The organism is Mycolicibacter nonchromogenicus (assembly GCF_002101775.1).
GTDB lineage: Bacteria > Actinomycetota > Actinomycetes > Mycobacteriales > Mycobacteriaceae > Mycobacterium > Mycobacterium nonchromogenicum.
The window spans coordinates 14,210-32,887 of sequence record NZ_LQPI01000040.1 but is presented as its reverse complement, the minus strand read 5'-3'; the positions used below and the strand labels follow the sequence as shown (position 1 = coordinate 32,887).

Annotated in this window: 18 protein-coding genes; 7 read left to right on the top strand and 11 right to left on the bottom strand. The window is 68.8% G+C overall.

Annotated features, from left to right (window positions below):
- Positions 1-53 precede the first annotated feature (53 nt).
- The 3 genes from AWC18_RS09615 to AWC18_RS09605 are packed head-to-tail and all read left to right on the top strand — an operon-like array spanning position 54 to position 2,969.
- A complete protein-coding gene (locus AWC18_RS09615; RefSeq protein WP_085138669.1) occupies positions 54-1,097 on the top strand; it encodes an ABC transporter permease in 1,044 nt (347 codons plus the stop codon).
- A gap of 3 nt (positions 1,098-1,100) precedes the next feature.
- The gene (locus AWC18_RS09610) at positions 1,101-2,090 is read left to right on the top strand and encodes an ABC transporter ATP-binding protein (protein WP_085138534.1); all 990 of its coding nucleotides are present in this window, start codon (positions 1,101-1,103) and stop codon (positions 2,088-2,090) included.
- Positions 2,091-2,138: 48 nt separating this feature from the next.
- Positions 2,139-2,969, top strand: a complete 831-nt coding sequence (locus AWC18_RS09605) for an alpha/beta hydrolase (protein WP_064997264.1) — start codon at positions 2,139-2,141, stop codon at positions 2,967-2,969.
- Positions 2,970-2,981: 12 nt separating this feature from the next.
- Here AWC18_RS09605 and AWC18_RS09600 read toward each other — a convergent pair whose 3' ends face one another.
- From AWC18_RS09600 to mce1N, 3 genes are read right to left on the bottom strand one after another with little or no spacing between them, the layout of a single operon-like run.
- Complete coding sequence (locus AWC18_RS09600; protein ID WP_085138668.1) at positions 2,982-5,066, bottom strand: heavy metal translocating P-type ATPase; 2,085 nt, start codon at positions 5,064-5,066, stop codon at positions 2,982-2,984.
- A gap of 26 nt (positions 5,067-5,092) precedes the next feature.
- Positions 5,093-5,386: a hypothetical protein gene (locus AWC18_RS09595; RefSeq protein ID WP_085138533.1), complete on the bottom strand. Its 294-nt coding sequence runs from the start codon at positions 5,384-5,386 to the stop codon at positions 5,093-5,095.
- Positions 5,380-5,919, bottom strand: a complete 540-nt coding sequence (gene mce1N, locus AWC18_RS09590; protein WP_085138532.1) for a transport-regulating membrane protein Mce1N — start codon at positions 5,917-5,919, stop codon at positions 5,380-5,382. Before mce1N ends, AWC18_RS09595 begins: the two co-directional genes overlap by 7 nt.
- A 159-nt stretch (positions 5,920-6,078) precedes the next feature.
- On the opposite strand from mce1N, the gene AWC18_RS09585 reads away from it, so the two are divergent.
- Entirely contained in the window at positions 6,079-8,292 is a 2,214-nt protein-coding gene (locus tag AWC18_RS09585) for a cellulase family glycosylhydrolase (protein ID WP_234806474.1), read from the top strand.
- Here AWC18_RS09585 and AWC18_RS09580 read toward each other — a convergent pair whose 3' ends face one another.
- The 6 genes from AWC18_RS09580 to AWC18_RS09555 form a co-directional block, all read right to left on the bottom strand.
- Positions 8,293-8,733, bottom strand: coding sequence for a hypothetical protein (locus tag AWC18_RS09580; RefSeq protein WP_064997211.1), 441 nt, complete (start codon positions 8,731-8,733; stop codon positions 8,293-8,295).
- A complete protein-coding gene (gene hemB, locus AWC18_RS09575; protein WP_085138531.1) occupies positions 8,730-9,701 on the bottom strand; it encodes a porphobilinogen synthase in 972 nt (323 codons plus the stop codon). Before hemB ends, AWC18_RS09580 begins: the two co-directional genes overlap by 4 nt.
- Before the next feature lie 18 nt (positions 9,702-9,719).
- Positions 9,720-11,417, bottom strand: coding sequence for a bifunctional uroporphyrinogen-III C-methyltransferase/uroporphyrinogen-III synthase (locus AWC18_RS09570; protein ID WP_085138530.1), 1,698 nt, complete (start codon positions 11,415-11,417; stop codon positions 9,720-9,722).
- A 33-nt stretch (positions 11,418-11,450) separates the two neighbouring features.
- Positions 11,451-12,386: a hydroxymethylbilane synthase gene (gene hemC / locus AWC18_RS09565; protein WP_085138529.1), complete on the bottom strand. Its 936-nt coding sequence runs from the start codon at positions 12,384-12,386 to the stop codon at positions 11,451-11,453.
- Positions 12,387-12,391: 5 nt separating this feature from the next.
- Entirely contained in the window at positions 12,392-13,771 is a 1,380-nt protein-coding gene (locus AWC18_RS09560; RefSeq protein WP_085138528.1) for a glutamyl-tRNA reductase, read from the bottom strand.
- A 134-nt stretch (positions 13,772-13,905) separates the two neighbouring features.
- Complete coding sequence (locus tag AWC18_RS09555; protein ID WP_064997206.1) at positions 13,906-14,166, bottom strand: glutaredoxin family protein; 261 nt, start codon at positions 14,164-14,166, stop codon at positions 13,906-13,908.
- A 137-nt stretch (positions 14,167-14,303) separates the two neighbouring features.
- Here AWC18_RS09555 and AWC18_RS09550 point away from each other — a divergent pair, with 137 nt between their 5' ends.
- From AWC18_RS09550 to AWC18_RS09540, 3 genes are read left to right on the top strand one after another with little or no spacing between them, the layout of a single operon-like run.
- Positions 14,304-14,759: a nuclear transport factor 2 family protein gene (locus AWC18_RS09550; protein WP_085138527.1), complete on the top strand. Its 456-nt coding sequence runs from the start codon at positions 14,304-14,306 to the stop codon at positions 14,757-14,759.
- Between the two features lie 56 nt (positions 14,760-14,815).
- Positions 14,816-15,703 (top strand): HAD family hydrolase, encoded by an 888-nt coding sequence (locus AWC18_RS09545; RefSeq protein WP_085138526.1) that lies wholly within the window; start codon positions 14,816-14,818, stop codon positions 15,701-15,703.
- Between the two features lie 60 nt (positions 15,704-15,763).
- Positions 15,764-16,291: an FAS1-like dehydratase domain-containing protein gene (locus tag AWC18_RS09540; protein ID WP_064997203.1), complete on the top strand. Its 528-nt coding sequence runs from the start codon at positions 15,764-15,766 to the stop codon at positions 16,289-16,291.
- Between the two features lie 196 nt (positions 16,292-16,487).
- On the opposite strand, the gene AWC18_RS09535 is transcribed toward AWC18_RS09540, so the two are convergent.
- Together AWC18_RS09535 and AWC18_RS09530 are read right to left on the bottom strand one after the other, a co-directional pair.
- On the bottom strand, positions 16,488-17,516 hold the full coding sequence (locus tag AWC18_RS09535) for a lysophospholipid acyltransferase family protein (protein WP_085138525.1): 1,029 nt from the start codon (positions 17,514-17,516) through the stop codon (positions 16,488-16,490).
- A 4-nt stretch (positions 17,517-17,520) separates the two neighbouring features.
- A complete protein-coding gene (locus AWC18_RS09530; protein ID WP_064997201.1) occupies positions 17,521-18,636 on the bottom strand; it encodes an SDR family oxidoreductase in 1,116 nt (371 codons plus the stop codon).
- Positions 18,637-18,678 lie beyond the last annotated feature (42 nt).

Sequence of the window (18,678 nt, the reverse complement as noted above, 5' to 3'; positions counted from 1 at the left end):
ACGCCGAGATGGCCGTCACGGCCGCAAGCTGCGATAACATCGCGGTGGTGCGGATGTTAATCACCGCCTTTCGAGATCTGCAGTGGCGACTGCGCCGTTTCATCGTCGCCGCGGTGGGCACCGCGATGGTGTTCGCCCTGACCCTGGTCCTGGCCGGACTGACGCACGGATTCCGGGTCGAGGCGGAGCACGTGGTCGATTCCCTGGCCATCGACGGCTACCTGATCCAGACGGCCGCGGTCGGGCCCTTCATGGGCTCGTCACGCTTCCCGCAGGCCGAAGCCGGCGACGTCGCCCGAATCGCCGGCGTGGACGCGGCGCTGCCGGTGGTCTACGGCAACACCATCCTGCAGGACGGCCAGTCGCCGCTGAACGTGAACATCTACGGCGTGCCCAAGGCCGCGATGCCGCCATTGACACAGGGGCGGGCACCGACCGAGCCCAACGAGATCGCGATGTCGACCACGCTCAAGCGCGCCGTCGGCGACGAAATCGAACTGGGAGCGGACAAGCTGCGGATCGTCGGCCTGGTGGAGAAGTCGACCACGCTGGCCGGCCAACCCAATGGCTTCTTGACCGTGGGGGGCGCTCAGCGGCTGATGTATTCGGGACAGCCGGTGGTCTCGGCGATCGGCGTGCGGGGCGCAGCCGCGCACGTGCCGGAGGGCTACCGGGTGGTGGACCGGGCCGCCGCCGTCGACGACATGGTCCGCCCGCTGGCGGGGGCACAGATGGCCCTGACCTACATGTCGGTGCTGCTGTGGGGGGTCGCCGCCCTGATCGTGGGCTCGCTGATCTACCTGTCTGCGCTGGAACGCACCCGCGACTTCGCGGTGTTCAAGGCGCTGGGGGTCACCACGTGGTTGGTGCTGGCCGGGCTGGCGCTGCAAGCGGTGGTGGTCGCGGTGGCCGCAGCGGTGCTCGGTGGCGTCTTGACGGTGTCGATCGGACCGCTGTTTCCGATGCTGGTGGCGGTGACCGGCTCGTCGTTCGCGCTGCTGATCCTGACCGCGGTGGGGATCGGTCTGCTGGCCAGCCTCGCGGGTCTGCGCCACGCGGTGGCCGTGGATCCGGTACTGGCGTTCGGAGGGCCGTGACTCGTGGGCGACCTGCGGATCCGTGATCTGGTCATCGAATACGCCACCGGCGGCGGCGAGCCGATCCGTCCGATCCACGGCCTGAGCCTCGATGTCCCGGCCGGATCATTGGTGGTGGTGCTCGGTCCCAGTGGCTGCGGCAAGACGACGCTGTTGTCGTGTTTGGGCGGCATCCTGAGCCCGACCAGCGGGCAGATCCTGTTCGGCGCCACCGATGTGACCACGCTCAGCCGCCGTGACATCACCTCCTACCGGCGGCGCACGGTGGGCATCGTCTTCCAGGCGTTCAATCTGGTGCCGAGCCTGACCGCGCTGGAGAACGTGATGGTCCCGATGTGGGCGGCCGGATGGACCCAGTGGTCGGCCCAGGAACGCGCCCGCGATCTGCTGTCACGGGTCGGTCTGGCCGACCGCACACACCACCGCCCCGGGCAGCTCAGTGGCGGCCAGCAACAGCGCGTGGCGGTGGCGCGCGCCCTGGCGCTGGATCCGCCGCTGATCCTGGCCGACGAACCCACCGCCCAACTGGACTACGTTCGGGCCGCCGAAGTTGTGCAACTGCTGCGCATGCTGGCGGCCGGCGACCGTGTTGTGGTGGTCGCGACCCACGACACCCGGATCGTCCCGCTGGCCGACATCGTCGTCCAACTGTCGCCGACCGCCGTACCGACGCGCCCGCAGCAGGCGCCGGTCCGGCTGGGACCGGGCTCGGTACTGCTGGAACAGGGCAGCGTCGAGGACCTGATCTACGTCGTCACCGAAGGTGAGGTGGAGATCGCCCCCGACTCGGCCGGAGCCGGCGACGGCCTGCTCAAGATCGGCAAACCAGACCAGTACGCCGGCCAGCTCGGACCCATGGTGCGGATCCCCCGCTCGGCGACGGTTCGCGCCCCGCGGGAGGCAACCGTGGTGAGCTACACGGTGGAGGCGTTCCGCCGGCAGTTCGGCCGCCCACCCGTTCCCGATGTTCCTAACGAACCCGCATCAACCTGATCAAAAACCGGGGCGCGACAGGCCAAACCGAGTAAGCGCCACGCGATGATGCTGTGCATGGCAGATCTGACCCGCCGCGCTGCGCTGCGCCTGGGGGTCGGTGCCGCGGGGGCTGCAGGCCTGTTCGGCGTGGGTGCGGGGCGGCACCCGGCCGAGTCGCGGGCGACCGGCAACACCTACCCGACCCGCGAATCCGGCTCGTTCGTGTCGGCCGCCCGCGGCGGCGTGGAGACCAACTGGATCATCGCCCGCCCGCCGGGGCAGACCGGTCCGCTGCGGCCGGTCATCGCCCTGCACTGCAAGGACGGCGACGCGGCCTGGGTGATGGATCTGGGCGTGGAGGAAGAACTGGCGAAGCTGACCGTGGCCGGCCGGCCGCCGTTCGCGGTGGTGGCCGTCGACGGCGGCAACACCTATTGGCGCCGGCACAGCTCTGGTGAAGACGCGGGCGCCATGGTGCTGAACGAGCTGATCCCGATGCTGCCGGAGAAGGGCATCGACATCACCCGCGTCGGGTTTATGGGCTGGTCGATGGGCGGCTACGGCGCACTGCAGCTGGCCACCCGCCTGGGGCCATCACGTACCGCGGGGATCTGTGCGATCAGCCCGGCGATCTACATGACCTACTTCGGCGCGCCCGCCGGCGCGTTCGACAGCGTCGACGACTGGCGGACGGGCTCAGTGTTCAACCTGGTGCCGCGACTGGCCCCGTTCCCGCTGCGCGTCGACTGCGGGACCTCGGACAGCTTCGCTTACGCGACAAAGAGTTTCATCGGCCAACTGAACCCACCGCCGGCCGGGGGGTTCTCCCCCGGCGGCCACGACGTGACCTATTGGCGCGAGCAGCTGCCGGCCCAGTTGGCCTGGCTGGACTCGTGATGCGCTTGGGCCTTAGCGCTCGAACCGCCGCAGCCGCAGGCTGTTCGTCACCACCAGAACTGACGAGGCCGCCATCGCCGCACCCGCGATCATCGGGTTGAGCAGGCCCGCCGCCGCCAGCGGAATCGCCGCGATGTTGTAGCCGAACGCCCAGACCAGGTTCTGCCGAATGATTCGCAGGGTGCGTGCGGACAACCGCAGTGCCGTCGCAACCGTGCCGAGGTCACCGCGCACCAGCGTCACGTCGCCGGCCTCGATCGCGGCATCGGTTCCGGTCCCCATCGCCATCCCGATGTCGGCAGTGGCCAGCGCCACCGAGTCGTTGACGCCGTCACCGACCATGGCGACCCGCCGGCCCTGTGCCTGCAGTCTCTTGACCGCCTCGGCCTTCTCCGCGGGCAAGACATCGGCGATGACGTCGGCAGGGTCGATCCCGACTTCACCGGCCACCGTGCGGGCCACCGCCGCGCCGTCTCCGGTGAGCAGCACGGGAGTGATGCCCATGGCCTTGAGCTCGGCCACCGCCGCTGCGCTGGTGGGCCGCACGGTGTCGGTCAGGGTGACCGTCCCGCGCACCTGACCGTCCCAGGAGACGTCGACGGCGGTGCCGGTCTGGTGAGCGACGGCCGCGCGGGTGACCTCGACGCGCACACCGTCGACCACCCCGCTCACGCCGTGGCCGGGACGGCTGGTGAACTCGGTCACCGCGGCGATCTGCAGACCGCCCGCGTTGGCCGCGGCGACGACGGCCGCGGCGATCGGGTGCTCGGACGCCGATTCGACGGCAGCGGCCCGGGCCAGCACGACATCGGGGTCTTCGCCGCCGGCGACCGCGAGACCACCGACAGCCATTTCCCCGGTGGTTACCGTGCCGGTCTTGTCCAGCACGACGGTGTCGATGTCCTTGACGGCCTCCAGGACCCGGGGGTCCTTGATCAAGATGCCCAGCTGCGCGCCGCGGCCGGTGCCGACCAGGATGGCGGTGGGTGTGGCCAGCCCCAGCGCGCACGGGCAGGCGATGATCAGCACCGCGACGGCCGCGGTGAACGCCGCCGCAACGGATGCGCCGCTGAGCAGCCAGCCGGCCAGGGTGAGTGCGGCGATCCCGAGCACCGCGGGCACGAACACCGCCGAGACCCGATCGGCCAGCCGCTGCACGGATGCCTTACCGGCCTGAGCGTCGGCGACCATGGCGCCCATCCGGGCCAGCTGCGTGTCGGCACCGACCTTGGTGGCGCGGACCAGCACCAGCCCGGTGGTGTTGAGCGAACCGCCCAGCACCTTGTCGCCCTCGGTGACCTCCACCGGCAGCGACTCGCCCGTCATCGCCGAGGTGTCCAGGGCGGTGGCACCGTCGATGACCACACCGTCAGCGGCGACCCGCTCCCCCGGCCGAACCACGATGACGTCGCCCACCCGCAGGTCGGCGATCGGCACCCGGACCTCGCTCGGCACACCGTCCTCGCGCCGCATGACCGCGGCGTCCTTTGCCCCGAGCTCCAGCAGTTCCCGCAGCGCCGCGCCCGCCGAACGTTTGGCGTGCGCTTCGGCGTAGCGACCGGCCAGCAGGAAGACCGTGACGACGGCCGCCACCTCGAAATACAGATGGCCCGCCCCGGTGATGACCGCAACAGCCGACCACAGATAGGCCGCGAGGGTGCCCAGCGAAACCAGGGTGTCCATGGTGGCGGCGCGGTGGGCGGCGGTGCGCAATGCGGCACGGTGGAACGGATAACCGCCCCACACCACGATCGGGGTGGTCAGCGCAAACACCACCCACTGCCAATCGCTGAACTGCCAGGCCGTCACCATCGACAGCACAACCACGGGCGCGGCCAGCAGCGCCGAGCCGATCAGCCGCGGTAGCAGTCGATCGGCCGGCAATTCCGGGTGTTGTTGGTCGGGGGCGTTCCCGGCCGGCCCGACCACCGTGGCCCGATAGCCGGTGCTCTCCACAACACGCACCAGGTCTGCGGCCGAGACACGCGGATCGTGTTCGACGCGGGCCCGTTCGACCGCGAAGTTCACCGTGGCGTGCACACCCTCGAGCGCGTTGAGTCCGCGCTCCACCCGCGCGGCGCACGACGCACAGGTCATTCCCCGCAGCTCGAGGTCGGTGGCGATCACGCCGCCGATGATACCCCCGTGGGGTATTGCATCCCGGGGGTGCGGCGAGCCCGGCGCAGGCGTGCAGCACCCACCACTGCCAGCACCCCGGCGGCGGTGGCCAAGACCCAGGTCAACAGCAGCATGCGGGGGTCGTAGGTCACCGAGGTGGTAGCCGGTTCACCATCGATGACCGGCGCGACCAGCACCAGGTAGCGCACCTGCAGCCAGCTGACCACGCAGCCCACCGCCGCGGCGACGGCCAGGGCCAGCTCGACCAGAGCCCGAAAGAGCGGGGCGGCCCTCACCAAGACGATCCGTCCTCGACATCGGTTTCCGCCGGCCCGCCGGGCGGGACGGTCTCCGGAACCAATTCGCTGAGCGCGGCGCGCAGCCGGCGATGGTCCCGCGCCCAGGCCTGCACGGTGCGGCGCCCGGTCAGCCGCAGTCCGATGCCCCAGCGGCGGCGAGGTACTCCGCTCAGCTCACCCAGCGCCCGGGATTCCTGCCACTTCTCCAGTTCCTGCTTGCCCCAGCCGGACGGCCGCTGGGCCTCAGGGTAGATCGCGACGATGTCAGCGACCCGAATGGTTTCGGTGCCCTGCCGCAAGGTCTCTGCCGTCAGCTCGACGGAGGTGTGGATACGCGCCGCCTTCACCTGGATGGCCAGCATCGCCGAGACCAGGACCAACAACACGGTGGGCACCAGAGGTTGAAAGCCGTAGCCGCCGGAGTTCTGGATCAGCACCAGCAATCCCGCCGAAATCGGGCCGAACAGCACCCAATACCAGCTGGCACCGCGCTCGAAGAACAGCGGTGTCGGTTGCGGCGGGGTGTCGGACATGTGGAGTCAGCCTAACTTCGGCCCCGCGGTTCGCAGCACCTGGCCGCCGCCTCCGCAGGTTTCCGCGATTCGTAAGTTGCCGGCAAGGAGCCGGGGTTAGATTTCTGCCTGCATATATGTTCTACACAGGTTTGCCGCGACTTGGAGATGATCACCAGGATGATGCGCCGCAGCTGCTCCACCGCAGATCGCCCCCGGCGCGGCCGCGTCATCGGTATCGCCGCCACTGCCGGAGCATTCGCCTTCGGATGGGCTCCCTTGGCCGCCGCCCCGGCAGCGCAGGCCGACTTCGATGACGCCGTCGAGGCGGCTTTCGGGCCCTTCCTGGACATCACCACCAACACCCTGGACTGGGACGCGGTGTTCTCACCGTCGGCCTGGGACACCTTCTTCGACCCCACCCATTGGGACGACGTCCTGACCGAACTGGCCGACACCGCCTGGGCCGCCCCGGCAGCCGCCGACCCCAACAGCCTGCTGCTGCAGTACCTCTACACACCGATCCACGACAGCATTGAAGACTGGCTCGACAGCGACCTCGGCCAACAACTCAGCTCCCTCATCAACCAGCCGTTCCTGACCCTGACCGGACGACCCCTGATCGGCGACGGCATCGATGGCACCGCCGATAATCCCGACGGCACCGACGGGGGCTGGTTGTTCGGTGACGGCGGAAACGGTTGGGACAACACGGAAACCGGCGGCGTGGGTGGCACCGGAGGCAACGCCGGCATGTTCGGCAACGGCGGAGACGGCGGTGACGGCGGTGACGGCGCGGACGGTGGCCTTGGGGGCAACGGCGGCGACGGCGGTGACGGCGGCTGGCTGATGGGCAACGGCGGTGCCGGCGGCGACGCCGGCGACGGCATCTACACCGGTCCAGGCGATCTCCCCGCCCTCGGCGGTGCAGGCGGAAACGCCAGCATGCTGCTGGGCATCCACGGCGACCACGGCAACTTCGGGATTCTCGACGGCGCGCCGGCGGCCGTCGCCGGGATCACCACCGCCGGCACGTGGATCACCGACAGCGACGGCCGGGTCCTCGTTCTGCACGGGTTCAACGAGGTCTACAAGATTCCGCCGTATGACCCCGCGGCAGGCGGATTCGATGAGGACGACGCGGCGTTCCTGGCGGCCAACGGCTTCAACTCGATACGGCTGGGCGTCATCTGGGCGGGCGTGGAGCCAGAGCCCGGCGTCATCGACTACAACTATCTGGCCTCGATCAGCCAGACAGTGCAGATCCTGGCCAAATACGGCATCGTCAGCATCATCGATTTCCACCAGGACGACTTCAGCCCGGTCTTCCGCGGCGAAGGCGCACCGGAATGGGCCACCCAGACCGGCGGGCTGCCCAACCCCGACATCGCCTTCGGACTCAACTACCCCCTCAACCCCGCACAGAACCACGCCTGGGACATGTTCTGGTCCAACGCCAAAGGACCCGACGGTGTCGGTCTGTTGAACCACTACGCGCGGATGACCCAGGCCGTCGCGGACTATTTCAAAGACGACCCCAACATCGCCGGCTACGAGATCATCAACGAGCCCTGGGCCGGTTCGACTTGGCTGTCAACGATATTCGGCAATTCCTACTTCGAAGCTCAACAGCTGACCCCGTTCTACAACCAGGTGAGCGCGGCAATCCGGTCTGTCGACCCGCACACACCGATGATCTACGAGCCCAACACCCTGTTCAACGAGGCGGTTCCGACTCAGCTGCGTGAGGTGGACGACCCACACGGCGTCTTCGCCTTCCATGACTACTGCATGCTGACCAGCATCAGCGCGGCCCTCTCACCGCTGTGTCCGGACTACATCGACCTGCTGGCCGACAACGGCGAAGCCTACACCAGCGCCTACGGTGTGCCGGGATTGATCTCCGAGTTCGGATCGGCCAACGGTGCCGACGAGATCATGCGGGTGATGAACAATGCCGACCAGCGCATGTGGGGGTGGTCGCAGTGGGCGTACAACGGCACGCCCAGCCTCACCGGCAGCGGCCCGTGGGCGGCGTTGGTCTACGACCCCGCCAAGCCACCGGTGGGCGACAACGTCGACTGGGCCAGGCTGGACGCGTCGGCGGTGCCCTACGCGCAGGCCATCGCCGGCACCCCGATCTCCTGGTCGTTCGACTCCGGCACCTTCGCGCTCAGCTACTCCACCGAAATGGCCGGCGGTGCGGGTAATTTCGCCGCCGGGGCGCAGACGGCGATCGCGGTGCCCGACATTGTCTATCCGGACGGCTATCAGGTCAGCGTCACCGGCGGGCATGTGGTCTCGGCTCCCGGCGCACCGGTGCTGCTCATCGCCTCGGACAACGGGGCCGGCACCGTCAGCGTCACCGTGACGGCCGCCAGCGGCAACGGGTAGCTACCGGATGAAGTAGGCCTGCGCATCGGACCGGTGCAGCAGGAAGATACCTGCGGCAATCAGCACCGAACCGACAATGCCGGTGACCGCCACGACCATCGCGACCGCGGGCCTGGGGTCGGCATGCCCCAGACCGCTGACGGCGTTGACCACCGCGGCAATGCCCCCGCCAGTCAACACGGTGCGCGCCCAGCGGTACCCGGCGCGCATCAACATCAGAAACGTCGCCACCACCCCAACCACCACGATCGCCGTCAGCGCGGTGATCGGGTAGATCAACGCCGTTTCGGACAGTTCCGGGGCGGTCAACATGTTGACCACGTACCCGCATGTCATCAGGGGCAGTGCGGCCAGCCACAGCCAGAATCCGGTGTCCACATCGGCAGGACGCTCAACGGGAGCCCCGACCGGGGGCCGCGGGCCATCAGGTGGAGCCGTCACGCCAGCCAACCGGCCGCTTCGGCCGCCCAGTAGCTCAGCACGATGTCGGCGCCGGCACGCCGGATACCGATGAGCGACTCCAGCGCCGCCGATCGCTCGTCGATCCAGCCGTTGGCGGCCGCCGCCGCGATCATGGTGTACTCGCCGGAGACCTGGTAGGCGGCGACCGGAACCGTGGACATTGCGGCAGCCGCGGCGATCACGTCCAGATAGGCCATCGCGGGTTTGACCATCACGATGTCGGCCCCCTCCGCGAGGTCGAGGGCGACCTCGCGCAGCGCCTCGCGGGCATTCCCGGGTTCCTGCTGGTAGGTACGCCGGTCCCCCGACAGTGACGAGGCGACCGCGTCACGGAAGGGACCGTAGAACGCTGAGGCGAACTTTGCCGCGTACGCCAGGATCACCACGTCGCTGTGCCCCGCGGCATCGAGTCCGTCGCGGATGGCGGCCACCTGGCCGTCCATCATGCCGCTCGGGCTCACCACGTGGGCGCCGGAATCAGCTTGGGCAACAGCCAATTCCACGTAGCACTTCACGGTCGCGTCGTTGTCGACCCGGCCCCGCTCGTCAAGGACCCCGCAGTGGCCGTGATCGGTAAACTCGTCCAGGCAGGTGTCGGCCATCAAGACGGTGGAATCACCGAGGTCCGCGGCGAGATCCCGCAGCGCGGTGTTGAGCACGCCGTCGGGATTCGCCCCGGCCGATCCGGTGCTGTCCTTGTCGGCCTCTGCCGGAACCCCGAACAGCATCAGGCCGCCCACGCCGGCCGCCACCGCCTCGGCAGCCGCGGCGCGCAGCGAATCGCGCGTGTGCTGATACACCCCGGGCATGGACGCGATCGGCCTCGGCTCGTCGATGCCGTCGGCGACGAACATCGGCAGCACCAGATGCCTGGGCTCCAGCGAGGTTTGGGCCACCAGCCGGCGCAGTGCCGGAGTGGAACGCAGCCTACGGGGACGTTGCCTCATGATCCCGCGCTGACTCTGTCAGCGCCTACGGCTCTTCTTACGCGGCGGCGGCAACGCTCCCTCGGCCCGCAGCCGGGCGGCGTGCTCGGCCAGCGCGTCGACCAGCGGACCCACCGCGGCCGTCTCCGGCTGCACGTCCACCCGCAAGCCGAATTCGGCTGCCGTCTCGGCGGTCTTGGGGCCGATGCAGGCCACCAGAGTCCGGGCGTGCGGCTTTCCGGCGATGCCGACGAGGTTGCGCACCGTCGAGCTCGAGGTGAAGCACACCGCGTCGAACCCGCCGGTCTTGATCATCTCGCGGATGGCCGCCGGCGGCGGAGCAGCCCGCACGGTGCGGTAGGCGGTGACATCTTCGATCTCCCAGCCCCGCTCGCGCAGCCCTTCGGCCAGCGTCTCGGTGGCGATGTCCGCACGCGGCAGCAGCACTCGGTTCACCGGGTCGAAAACGTCGTCGTAGGGCGGGAATTCGTCCAGCAGGCCCAGCGACGACTGCTCACCCGAAGGCACCAGCTCGGGGCTGATGCCGAACGCCCGGACCCGCTCTGCGGTGGCCTCGCCGACGCAGGCGATCTTCACACCGGAGAACGCGCGAGCGTCCAGACCGAACTCGGCGAACTTCTCCCACACGGCGCGCACGGCGTTGGTCGAGGTGAACACCACCCACTGGTAGCGGCCATCCACCAAACCCTTGACGGCCCTTTCCATCTGGGCCGGGCTCCGTGGCGGTTCAACGGCGATGGTCGGCACCTCGATCGGCGAGGCCCCGTGCCCGACCAGCCGGTCGCTCATCTCTCCGGCCTGGTCCTTGGTGCGCGGCACCAGAACCGTCCAGCCGTACAGTGCGCGGCTCTCCCACCAGTTCAGCTTGGCCCGGTTGCTCACGGTCTTGCCGATGGTGACCACCAGCGGCCCGGCCGAGGTCTCCTGGCCGTTGGGCAGGATGACCGGGTCGATGCTCGCCAGCGCCGAAGCCTCCGTCAGGCCGCCGAGACTGGACTCGATCGACCGCTGCGCACAGGTGGTGCCCGAGGTGGTGACCACGCACGGCGTGTTGTCCGACAGGCCGTACTCGATCAGGGTGCGGGCCGCCTCGGGCAGGTGCGAGGTGGTGGCCTGCAGGATCAGCGGCCCCGGAGCGGCAGCCAGCGCGCCCCAGTCCACGTTCGGGTCGCGTACGTCGGCCACCGTGTGCGACGAGCCGAGCGGCAGGCCGGCGTAGGTGGGCACCGCGCTCGTGGCGGGCAGTCCCGGCACGATCTCGAAAGCAATGTTGGTGCGGGCTACCGCGTTCACCTCGGTGATGACCGCGTCGATGGACAGCGGGTCACCGGCGACCAGCCGCACCACGTCGGCGCCCGAGCGGGCCTCCGCCGTCAGGGTCTTGGCAACCTCGGCCGGCTCACCCAGGGCCGGGCGGATGTCGGGACCGCCGGGAACGGTCGCCGCGGCCTCGTCGGCAGCGTCGGCGTCAGGAGCCCCGGCGTCGTCCGCCTTGGGGGCCGCCGGGGGCACCGGCCCGGCGATCGGGGGCAGGTCCGTGCCGATCAGCGCCAGCACCGCCTCGGGTACGTCGGGGTCGATGAACACCAGCGCGGCGTTCGTCAGCGCCGTCCGCGCCCGCGTCGTCAGCAGGCCGGGGTCGCCGGGACCCGAGCCGACGAAAACAATGCGGCCCGGCTTGGGCTTCTGCCCTCGCACGCTCACTTGGCGAGCCATTCGTTACTCCCAGTCACTTCACCCATGCCCGTTTCACCGTGCGTCCGCCATCAGCTCGCGCGCACCCAGCTCGAACAGTTCCGCCGCGACCGACACACCCAGTTCACGGGCTCGGTCCGGACTGCCGATGCCGGACGCGCGAATCACGTCGGATCCGTCCAGCGCCGCCACGCATGCGCGCAGCGACAGCTCCTCGAAGACGCGGCCCTCCTCATCGATGGACTCGACCACTTCGGCGATCGCGCCCACCGGTGCGGAACAACCCGCCTCCAGTTCGGCGAGCAGAGTCCGCTCGGCGGTAACCGCCAGGCGGGTGTCGGCGTCGTCCAACTCCGCCAGCAGCTCCGCCAGGGCCGTATCACCGGCGCGGCACTCCACCGCCAGTGCCCCTTGGGCCGGAGCCGGCAACATCTGTACCGGTTCCAACGTCTCGGTGACCGCGTCGAGGCGTCCCAGCCGGGCCAGACCCGCCCGGGCTACCACGATGGCGTCGAGTTCGCCGCTGCTTACCCTGTTCAACCTGCTATCTAGGTTGCCTCGTAGGGGGCGAATTTCCAAACCGAGACCCAGTGCTCTAAGCTGTGCCCCCCTCCGCGGCGATGACGTGCCCACCACGGCACCCGCCGGCAACTCACCCAGCACCAATCCGTCACGCGCCACCAGCGCGTCCCGGGCGTCCTCCCGCGGCGGATTCGCGGCAATCAGGAAGCGGGGGTCGGCAGCGGTCGGCAGGTCCTTGTGTGAGTGCACGGCGGCATCGACTCGGCCGTCGAGGATGGCCTCCCGCAGCGCAGCGGTGAACACTCCGACCCCGATGTCGGCGATAGGACCGGACGTGACGTCCCCGGCGGTGGTGATCACGACCAGTTCGGCGGGGTGTCCGGCAGCCACCAAGGCATCGCGAATGGTTCCGGCCTGGGTGGTGGCCAACAAGCTGCCCCGGGTTCCGATGCGGATTACTTCACCCAAAACAGCTACCCGGCCGACCCGGTTTCGGCGCTGACATCGAGCCCTCCGGCCACCATCGGCAGTTCGCCGGCGGTCGCGACCGCGTCGACGGCGGTCGGATCGAGCTCGAACAGCTCGCGCAGCGCCTCGGCGTAGCTGTCGCCGCCGGGAGAGCTTGCCAGCTGCTTGACCCGCACCGTGGGGGCGTGCAGCAGTTTGTCGACGACGCGGCGCACGGTGCGCGCCACCTCTTCGCGGTGAGCGGCGTCCAGGTCAGGCAGCCGGTGATCCAGCCGCAGCAATTCGGCGGTGACCACGTCGGCGGCACGCTGGCGCAGCGCGGTCACAGTCGGGGTGACCTCAGCCATCCGCTGCCCGGCCAGATAGGTGGCGACCTCGCGGGCCACGATGCTGCGCGCCGCTTCGGTGTCGGAGGTGGCCACCTGCGCCGACGGCTCGCGCTGGATTCGGTCCATGTCGATGACCCGCACCCCGGGCAGTCCGGCCACCGCGGCGTCGACGTCACGCGGCATACCCAGATCGCAGATCACCAGCGGTTGGGTCACCTCGTCACGGTTGCCCCCGGCCAGCGCGTGGTGCACGTCGGCCAACGAGACGACCGGGCTGACCGCTCCGGTGGAGGAAACCACGATGTCAGCATTGGCCAGGCTGGCCGCCATCCGGTCCAGGGCGACGGCGTCAGCTGTGATGCCGCTCTCGCGGATCTTGCGGGCCAGCCGCTGCGCGCGCGGCAGCGACCGGTTGACGACGTGGATGTGCTCGACACCGGCGCGCACCAGGTGGGCCGCGGACAACGCACCCATCGACCCGGCGCCGATCACCACCGCGGTCCGTCCCTGCAGGGCGTCGGCGCCCAACTGCTTGGCGGCGATGCCCAAGGCCACCGAGACCACCGACGCGCCGGCGGCGTCGATTCCGGTCTCGGAGTGCACCCGCTTGCCCACCGACAGCGCGCGCTGCGCCAGTTCGTGCAGCACCCGCCCGACACTGCTGTTGGCCTCGGCGGAGGCGTAGGCGCGACGCACCTGGCCCAGCACCTGCTGTTCGCCCACGACCGCGGAGTCCAAACCGCTGGCCACCGAGAACAGGTGCTCGACGGCGGCCTCGCTGTAGCGGACGTAGGCGTACTTGGTCAGGTCGGCCATCGACATGCCGGAATGCTCGGAGAGCACCTGCCCGATCGCCGACAACCCGGCGTGGAATGCGTCTACGACGGCGTAGATCTCGACCCGGTTGCAGGTCGACAGGATCATCGCCTCGGTTACCAGCGGCGACTGCAGCACCTGCTCGACGATCTTGATCTGATCGGATTCAGCGGTGCTGAGCTGCTCGAGGACGGAGACGGGGGCGCTTCGATGCGACACCCCGAAGAGCAGGACGCTCACGGCAAGATCACCTGGTCCGCTCCTTGCTGTCACCCGTGAACAAACTTCACTCCACGGTAGAGGCTAAAGCGCTGGCCCACCAAATTCGGCGGTTCAGCGAGCTTCGATGCAGGAGCGGCGGAGCTGGGACCGCCTCAGGAACCCGCCACGTCGGCACGCAGCCGCGGCTCATCGACTTCCCAGTAACTGTGTTCTCGTCCGTCGAGCAGCACCACCGGCAGCCGGTCGCCGAATTCGGCGCGCGGGGCGGTGTCCCCGGCCGCCGCGGCGGCGTCGACGTCCACGGCCTGCAGGTCGAACCCGAGTTCGTCGGCCAGCTGGGTCAGCTGGGCGTACACCTGCACGCAGACCGGGCAGCCCTCCCGGGTGAGCAGCTGAACCTGGTGGCGGGTCATGGTCCCAGTGTGGCAGGGCGGGCCGGCGCCGCCGACGCCACCGGCTCTCGCCGATTGCGGCGATGTCCCCACGCGCTGTGAATTACGGTGTGACCGGCCGGAAGCCGGCATCACCCTCACCCCGGGCGGACAGAATCATGAGCTCCAGCGCTGTGTCGATCACCAACCTGCTGTATCGCTATGCCGAGTTGATGGACTCCGGCGACCTGGACGGCGCGGCGGCCCTGTTCACCCACGCCCGGATCAAGGCTGATCCCGAAGGGTCGGTCATCCTCGACAGCGCCGGCATCCTGCAGCTGTGGCGCGGGCTCGTCACCATCCACGCCGACGGCACGCCGCGCACCAAGCACGTCATCACCAATCCGATTCTCGACATCGATGAGGCCGCCGGGACCGCATCCTGCCGGTCCTACTACACGGTGTTGCAGCAGACCGACGCCGTGGCGCTTCAGGTGATAGCCGCCGGGCGCTATCACGACACGTTCGAGCGGGTGGACGGCGTCTGGCGGTTCAGTTTCCGCGACTACTCGATGTTCGACCTCAAAGGTGATCTACGCGATCACCTGGGGGTCATCGGCCCTGCAGCCGGTTAGGGTTGTTGACGGCCGGAGCACCGGCCTGCCAGCCCAGAAGCGGAAGGAGTCGGGTGATGGCATCACCGGGCCCGGCCGACCGGGCATCCGCCGCCGATGCGACATCGCTGAGCGACGCCAGCGCAGAGCGGGCGCTCGCCGATGTGGCCGGCGCCGAGACGCCCAAACCGGTCGACCTGACCGCCGCCGCGTTCTTCGACGTCGACAACACCCTGGTCCAGGGCTCCTCGATGGTGCACTTCGGCCGTGGGCTTGCCGCCCGCAACTACTTCACGTACCGCGACGTCCTCGGGTTCATTTACGCCCAGGCCAAGTTTCAGCTCACCGGCAGGGAGAACAGCGACGACGTCGCGGCCGGCCGGCGCAAAGCACTGGCGTTCATCGAAGGCCGGCCGGTGTCCGAGCTGGTCGATCTGGGCGAAGAGATCTACGACGAGATCATCGCCGACAAGATCTGGCCCGGCACCCGCGAACTGGCCCAGATGCACCTCGATGCCGGCCAGCAGGTGTGGCTGGTCACTGCTACCCCCTACGAGCTCGCCGACACCATCGCCCGTCGACTGGGACTGACCGGTGCGCTGGGCACCGTCGCGGAGTCGGTCGACGGGGTGTTCACCGGCCGGCTGGTCGGCGAGATCCTGCACGGGCCCGGCAAGGCCCACGCGGTGCGGTCCCTGGCGATCCGGGAGGGGCTGAACCTGCGGCGTTGCACGGCCTACTCCGACAGCTTCAACGACGTGCCGATGCTCTCGCTGGTCGGCACGGCGGTGGCGATCAACCCCGATGCCGCCTTGCGGGAGACGGCGCGGAAGCGGGGCTGGGAGATCCGCGACTTCCGGACCGCCCGCCGGGCGGCGCGGATCGGCGTACCCTCCGCGCTCGCACTGGGGGCCGTCGGCGGGGCCCTGGCCGCAGCTGTGGCACACCGGAACGAGCGCACCTGACCGGCTCGCTGATAGGCTTTCCGCCGCCGAACACCACGGCGAGCGGAGGGGTAAACCGGCATGGCAGTACACACCGAATCGCAGAAAGTCATCGGTACCCACTACCGATTCCCGGACTACTTCGAGGTCGGCCGGGAGAAGATTCGCGAGTTCGCCCGCTCCGTCAAAGATGACCACCCGGCGCATTTCGACGAGGCCGCTGCCACCGAAGCCGGGCATCCGGGGCTGGTGGCATCACTGACGTTCCTGGCGGTCGCCGGTCGTCAGGTGCAGCTGGAGATCTTCGAGAAGTTCGACATTCCGATCAACATCTCCCGGGTGTTGCACCGCGACCAGAAGTTCACCTTCCACCGGCCGATCGTGGCCGGTGACAAGTTGTTCTTCGACACCTACCTGGACTCGGTGATCGAGTCGCACGGCACGGTTGTCAGTGAGGTCCGCAGCGAGGTCACCGACGAGAACGGCGAGCCGGTGGTGACCAGCGTGGTCACCATGCTCGGCGAGTCGGTCAACCAGGACGCCGACACTGAGGCCGCGACGATCGCCGCCCTCGAGGCGATGCGCGACCGGGCGCTGGGCAAGAAGTAGGCCTTTAGCTGCTTTAGCTCATTGAGCCTTTTAGCTGCTTTAGCTCATTGAGCCTTTTAGCTGCTTTAGCTCATTGAGCCTTTAGCTGCTTTAGCCCGTTGAGATTGAGTCCAGGGTCGTAATCCGGCGGCGTGCACAGCCCTGACGGCAATCTCGACGAGATGCTGCGCCTATCGGTACTGGTGAGTCGCCGAGCTCAGCCGAGAAACATGTTGCGGCGGCTGGCCAGCAGCCGGTACAGCGTCTGCTGAATGGTCTCGCGAACCTGATCGGTCAGCTCGAAGGTGATCATCGGGTCATCGGCCGCACCGGCCTCGTAGTCGCTCGTCGAGATCGGTTCACCGAACGCGATATGCCACTTCGACGGCAACGGCACCAGGCCGGCCGGACCGGCCAGCGGAAACAGCGGCGTGATCGGGAAATAGGGCACGCCGAGCAGTCGGGCCAGCAGCTTGACGTCGGCGATCATCGGGTAGATCTCCTCGGACCCGACGATCGAGCAGGGCACGATCGGCGCCTTGGTCCGCAGGGCGGCCGAGACGAAGCCGCCGCGACCGAACCGCTGCAGCTTGTAGCGGTCTTTGAACCGCTTACCCAGGCCCTTGTAGCCCTCCGGGAACACAGCGGTCAGTTCGCCGGCCTCCAGCAACCGGTGGGCGTCGGAGGTGCACGCCATGGTGTGCCCCGCCTTGCGGGCCGTCGGGCCGATCATCGGCAGGTCGAACACCAGGTCAGCGGCCAGCGCCCGCAGGTTCCGCTGGATGGGGTGATGGTCGTGGACGGCCACCGAGAGCATCAGCGCGTCCATCGGCAACACCCCGGCGTGGTTGGCCACCACCAGCGCGGGTCCATCCAACGGCAGGTTCTCGATGCCACTGACCTCGACGCGGAACCAGTCCTTGAAGAACACCCGCAGCAGCGGCAGCACTACGGCTTCGTTGAAATGCGGGTCGAAACCGAATTCGTCGACCTGGTAATCGCCGGTGATCCGCTCCCGCAGGAACGCGGCGACCCCGCTCACCCGGCGGGCGAATTCGCTGGGTGTGGGCTCGGCGGCGCCGGTGGACCCGGCGGAGCCGCGCCGCTCGCCGAGATCACGGACGACCGCGGCCGCCTGCGTGCCCGAGGCCTGGTCCACCGGACCGGCCAGCGCTGACGGATGTCGGCGCAATGAGCCCGAATGCTTGTGCAGCGGAATGACTTTCGCCTTTGAATCATCAGCCATAGCGCTAACCTCCCCGCACCCTGGTGAAGCTGATTTCCCCCATGCGCTGCGCTGCGCTCACCGTTCGCTGCTCCAGCGAACGGACCCACTTGGGATCAACGATCGGGCTAAGCCCCCGACCCCGCACGTAATCGTCAAAAGCCTCGGCGGTGGTCCACTTGGTGCTGTACCCGAGTTCGGTACGCATTCTAGTCGTGTCCATCACCCGACCAAAGCTCAAATAATTCAGCTGTTCCCGGTTGATCTCGGTGAAGTTGCTGGCCCGGCGCAGCGAGTCGATGACCCACAGCCCAGCACCCGGCAGCGGCACCGGAACGCGACCGGACCTGCGGATCGCCTGGGACATCATGATGATCCCGTCAGCGCCGATGTTGAAGGTGCCGGCCTTGCCCGCCATGGTCGCGCGCTCCAAGGCGCCCAGCGCGTCCTGCTCGTGCAGCAGCTGCAGGCGCGCGTCACGGCCCAGCACCATCGGCACCAGCGGGCCGGCCAGGTAGCGCGACAGCGCGGTGTCCATGGCCGGGCCGATCATGTTGGCCATCCGCAGGATCGTGACCGCGATGTCGGGGCGTCGCCTGCCCAAGCCGCGGGCATAGCCCTCGATGTCGATGCTGTCCCGGGGGAACCCCTGCGTCGGGGGACGGCGACTGGTGCTGTCCTCAGAGAACAACACCGGGTCACGCGAGGACGACCCGTAGACCTCCGAGGTCGACTTGAGCACCACACGGCGCACCGAGGGCGCCTTCTGACAGGCGGCGAACAACTGCATGGCGCCCATCACGTTGATCTCTTTGAGCGTCGCCCCGCCGCCGGACCTCGGCACATACGACGCCGCAGCCGCGTGCACGACGGTGTCGACTTCGCTGTTTCGAATCACCTTGGCGATGAAGGGGTTGCGGATGTCGGCACGGACAAACTCAGCACGCCCCATTCGGCGCAGCATGTCCTTGCTCGGCATGACCGCGTCCACGGCGATCACCCGGTTGATCAACGGGTTCTGCGTGAGCCTTGCGGTGAGGAATCCACCCAGGAACCGGCACGCACCCGTGACCAACACAACCTTGGGGTAATGCCGGGAGTCACTGCGCGCGCCGTCGCTCGGGGGTCCGGCCTCGTCCACCCCGACAGCCTAACGGCCGCGCCGGAAAAGCAATACCGGCGA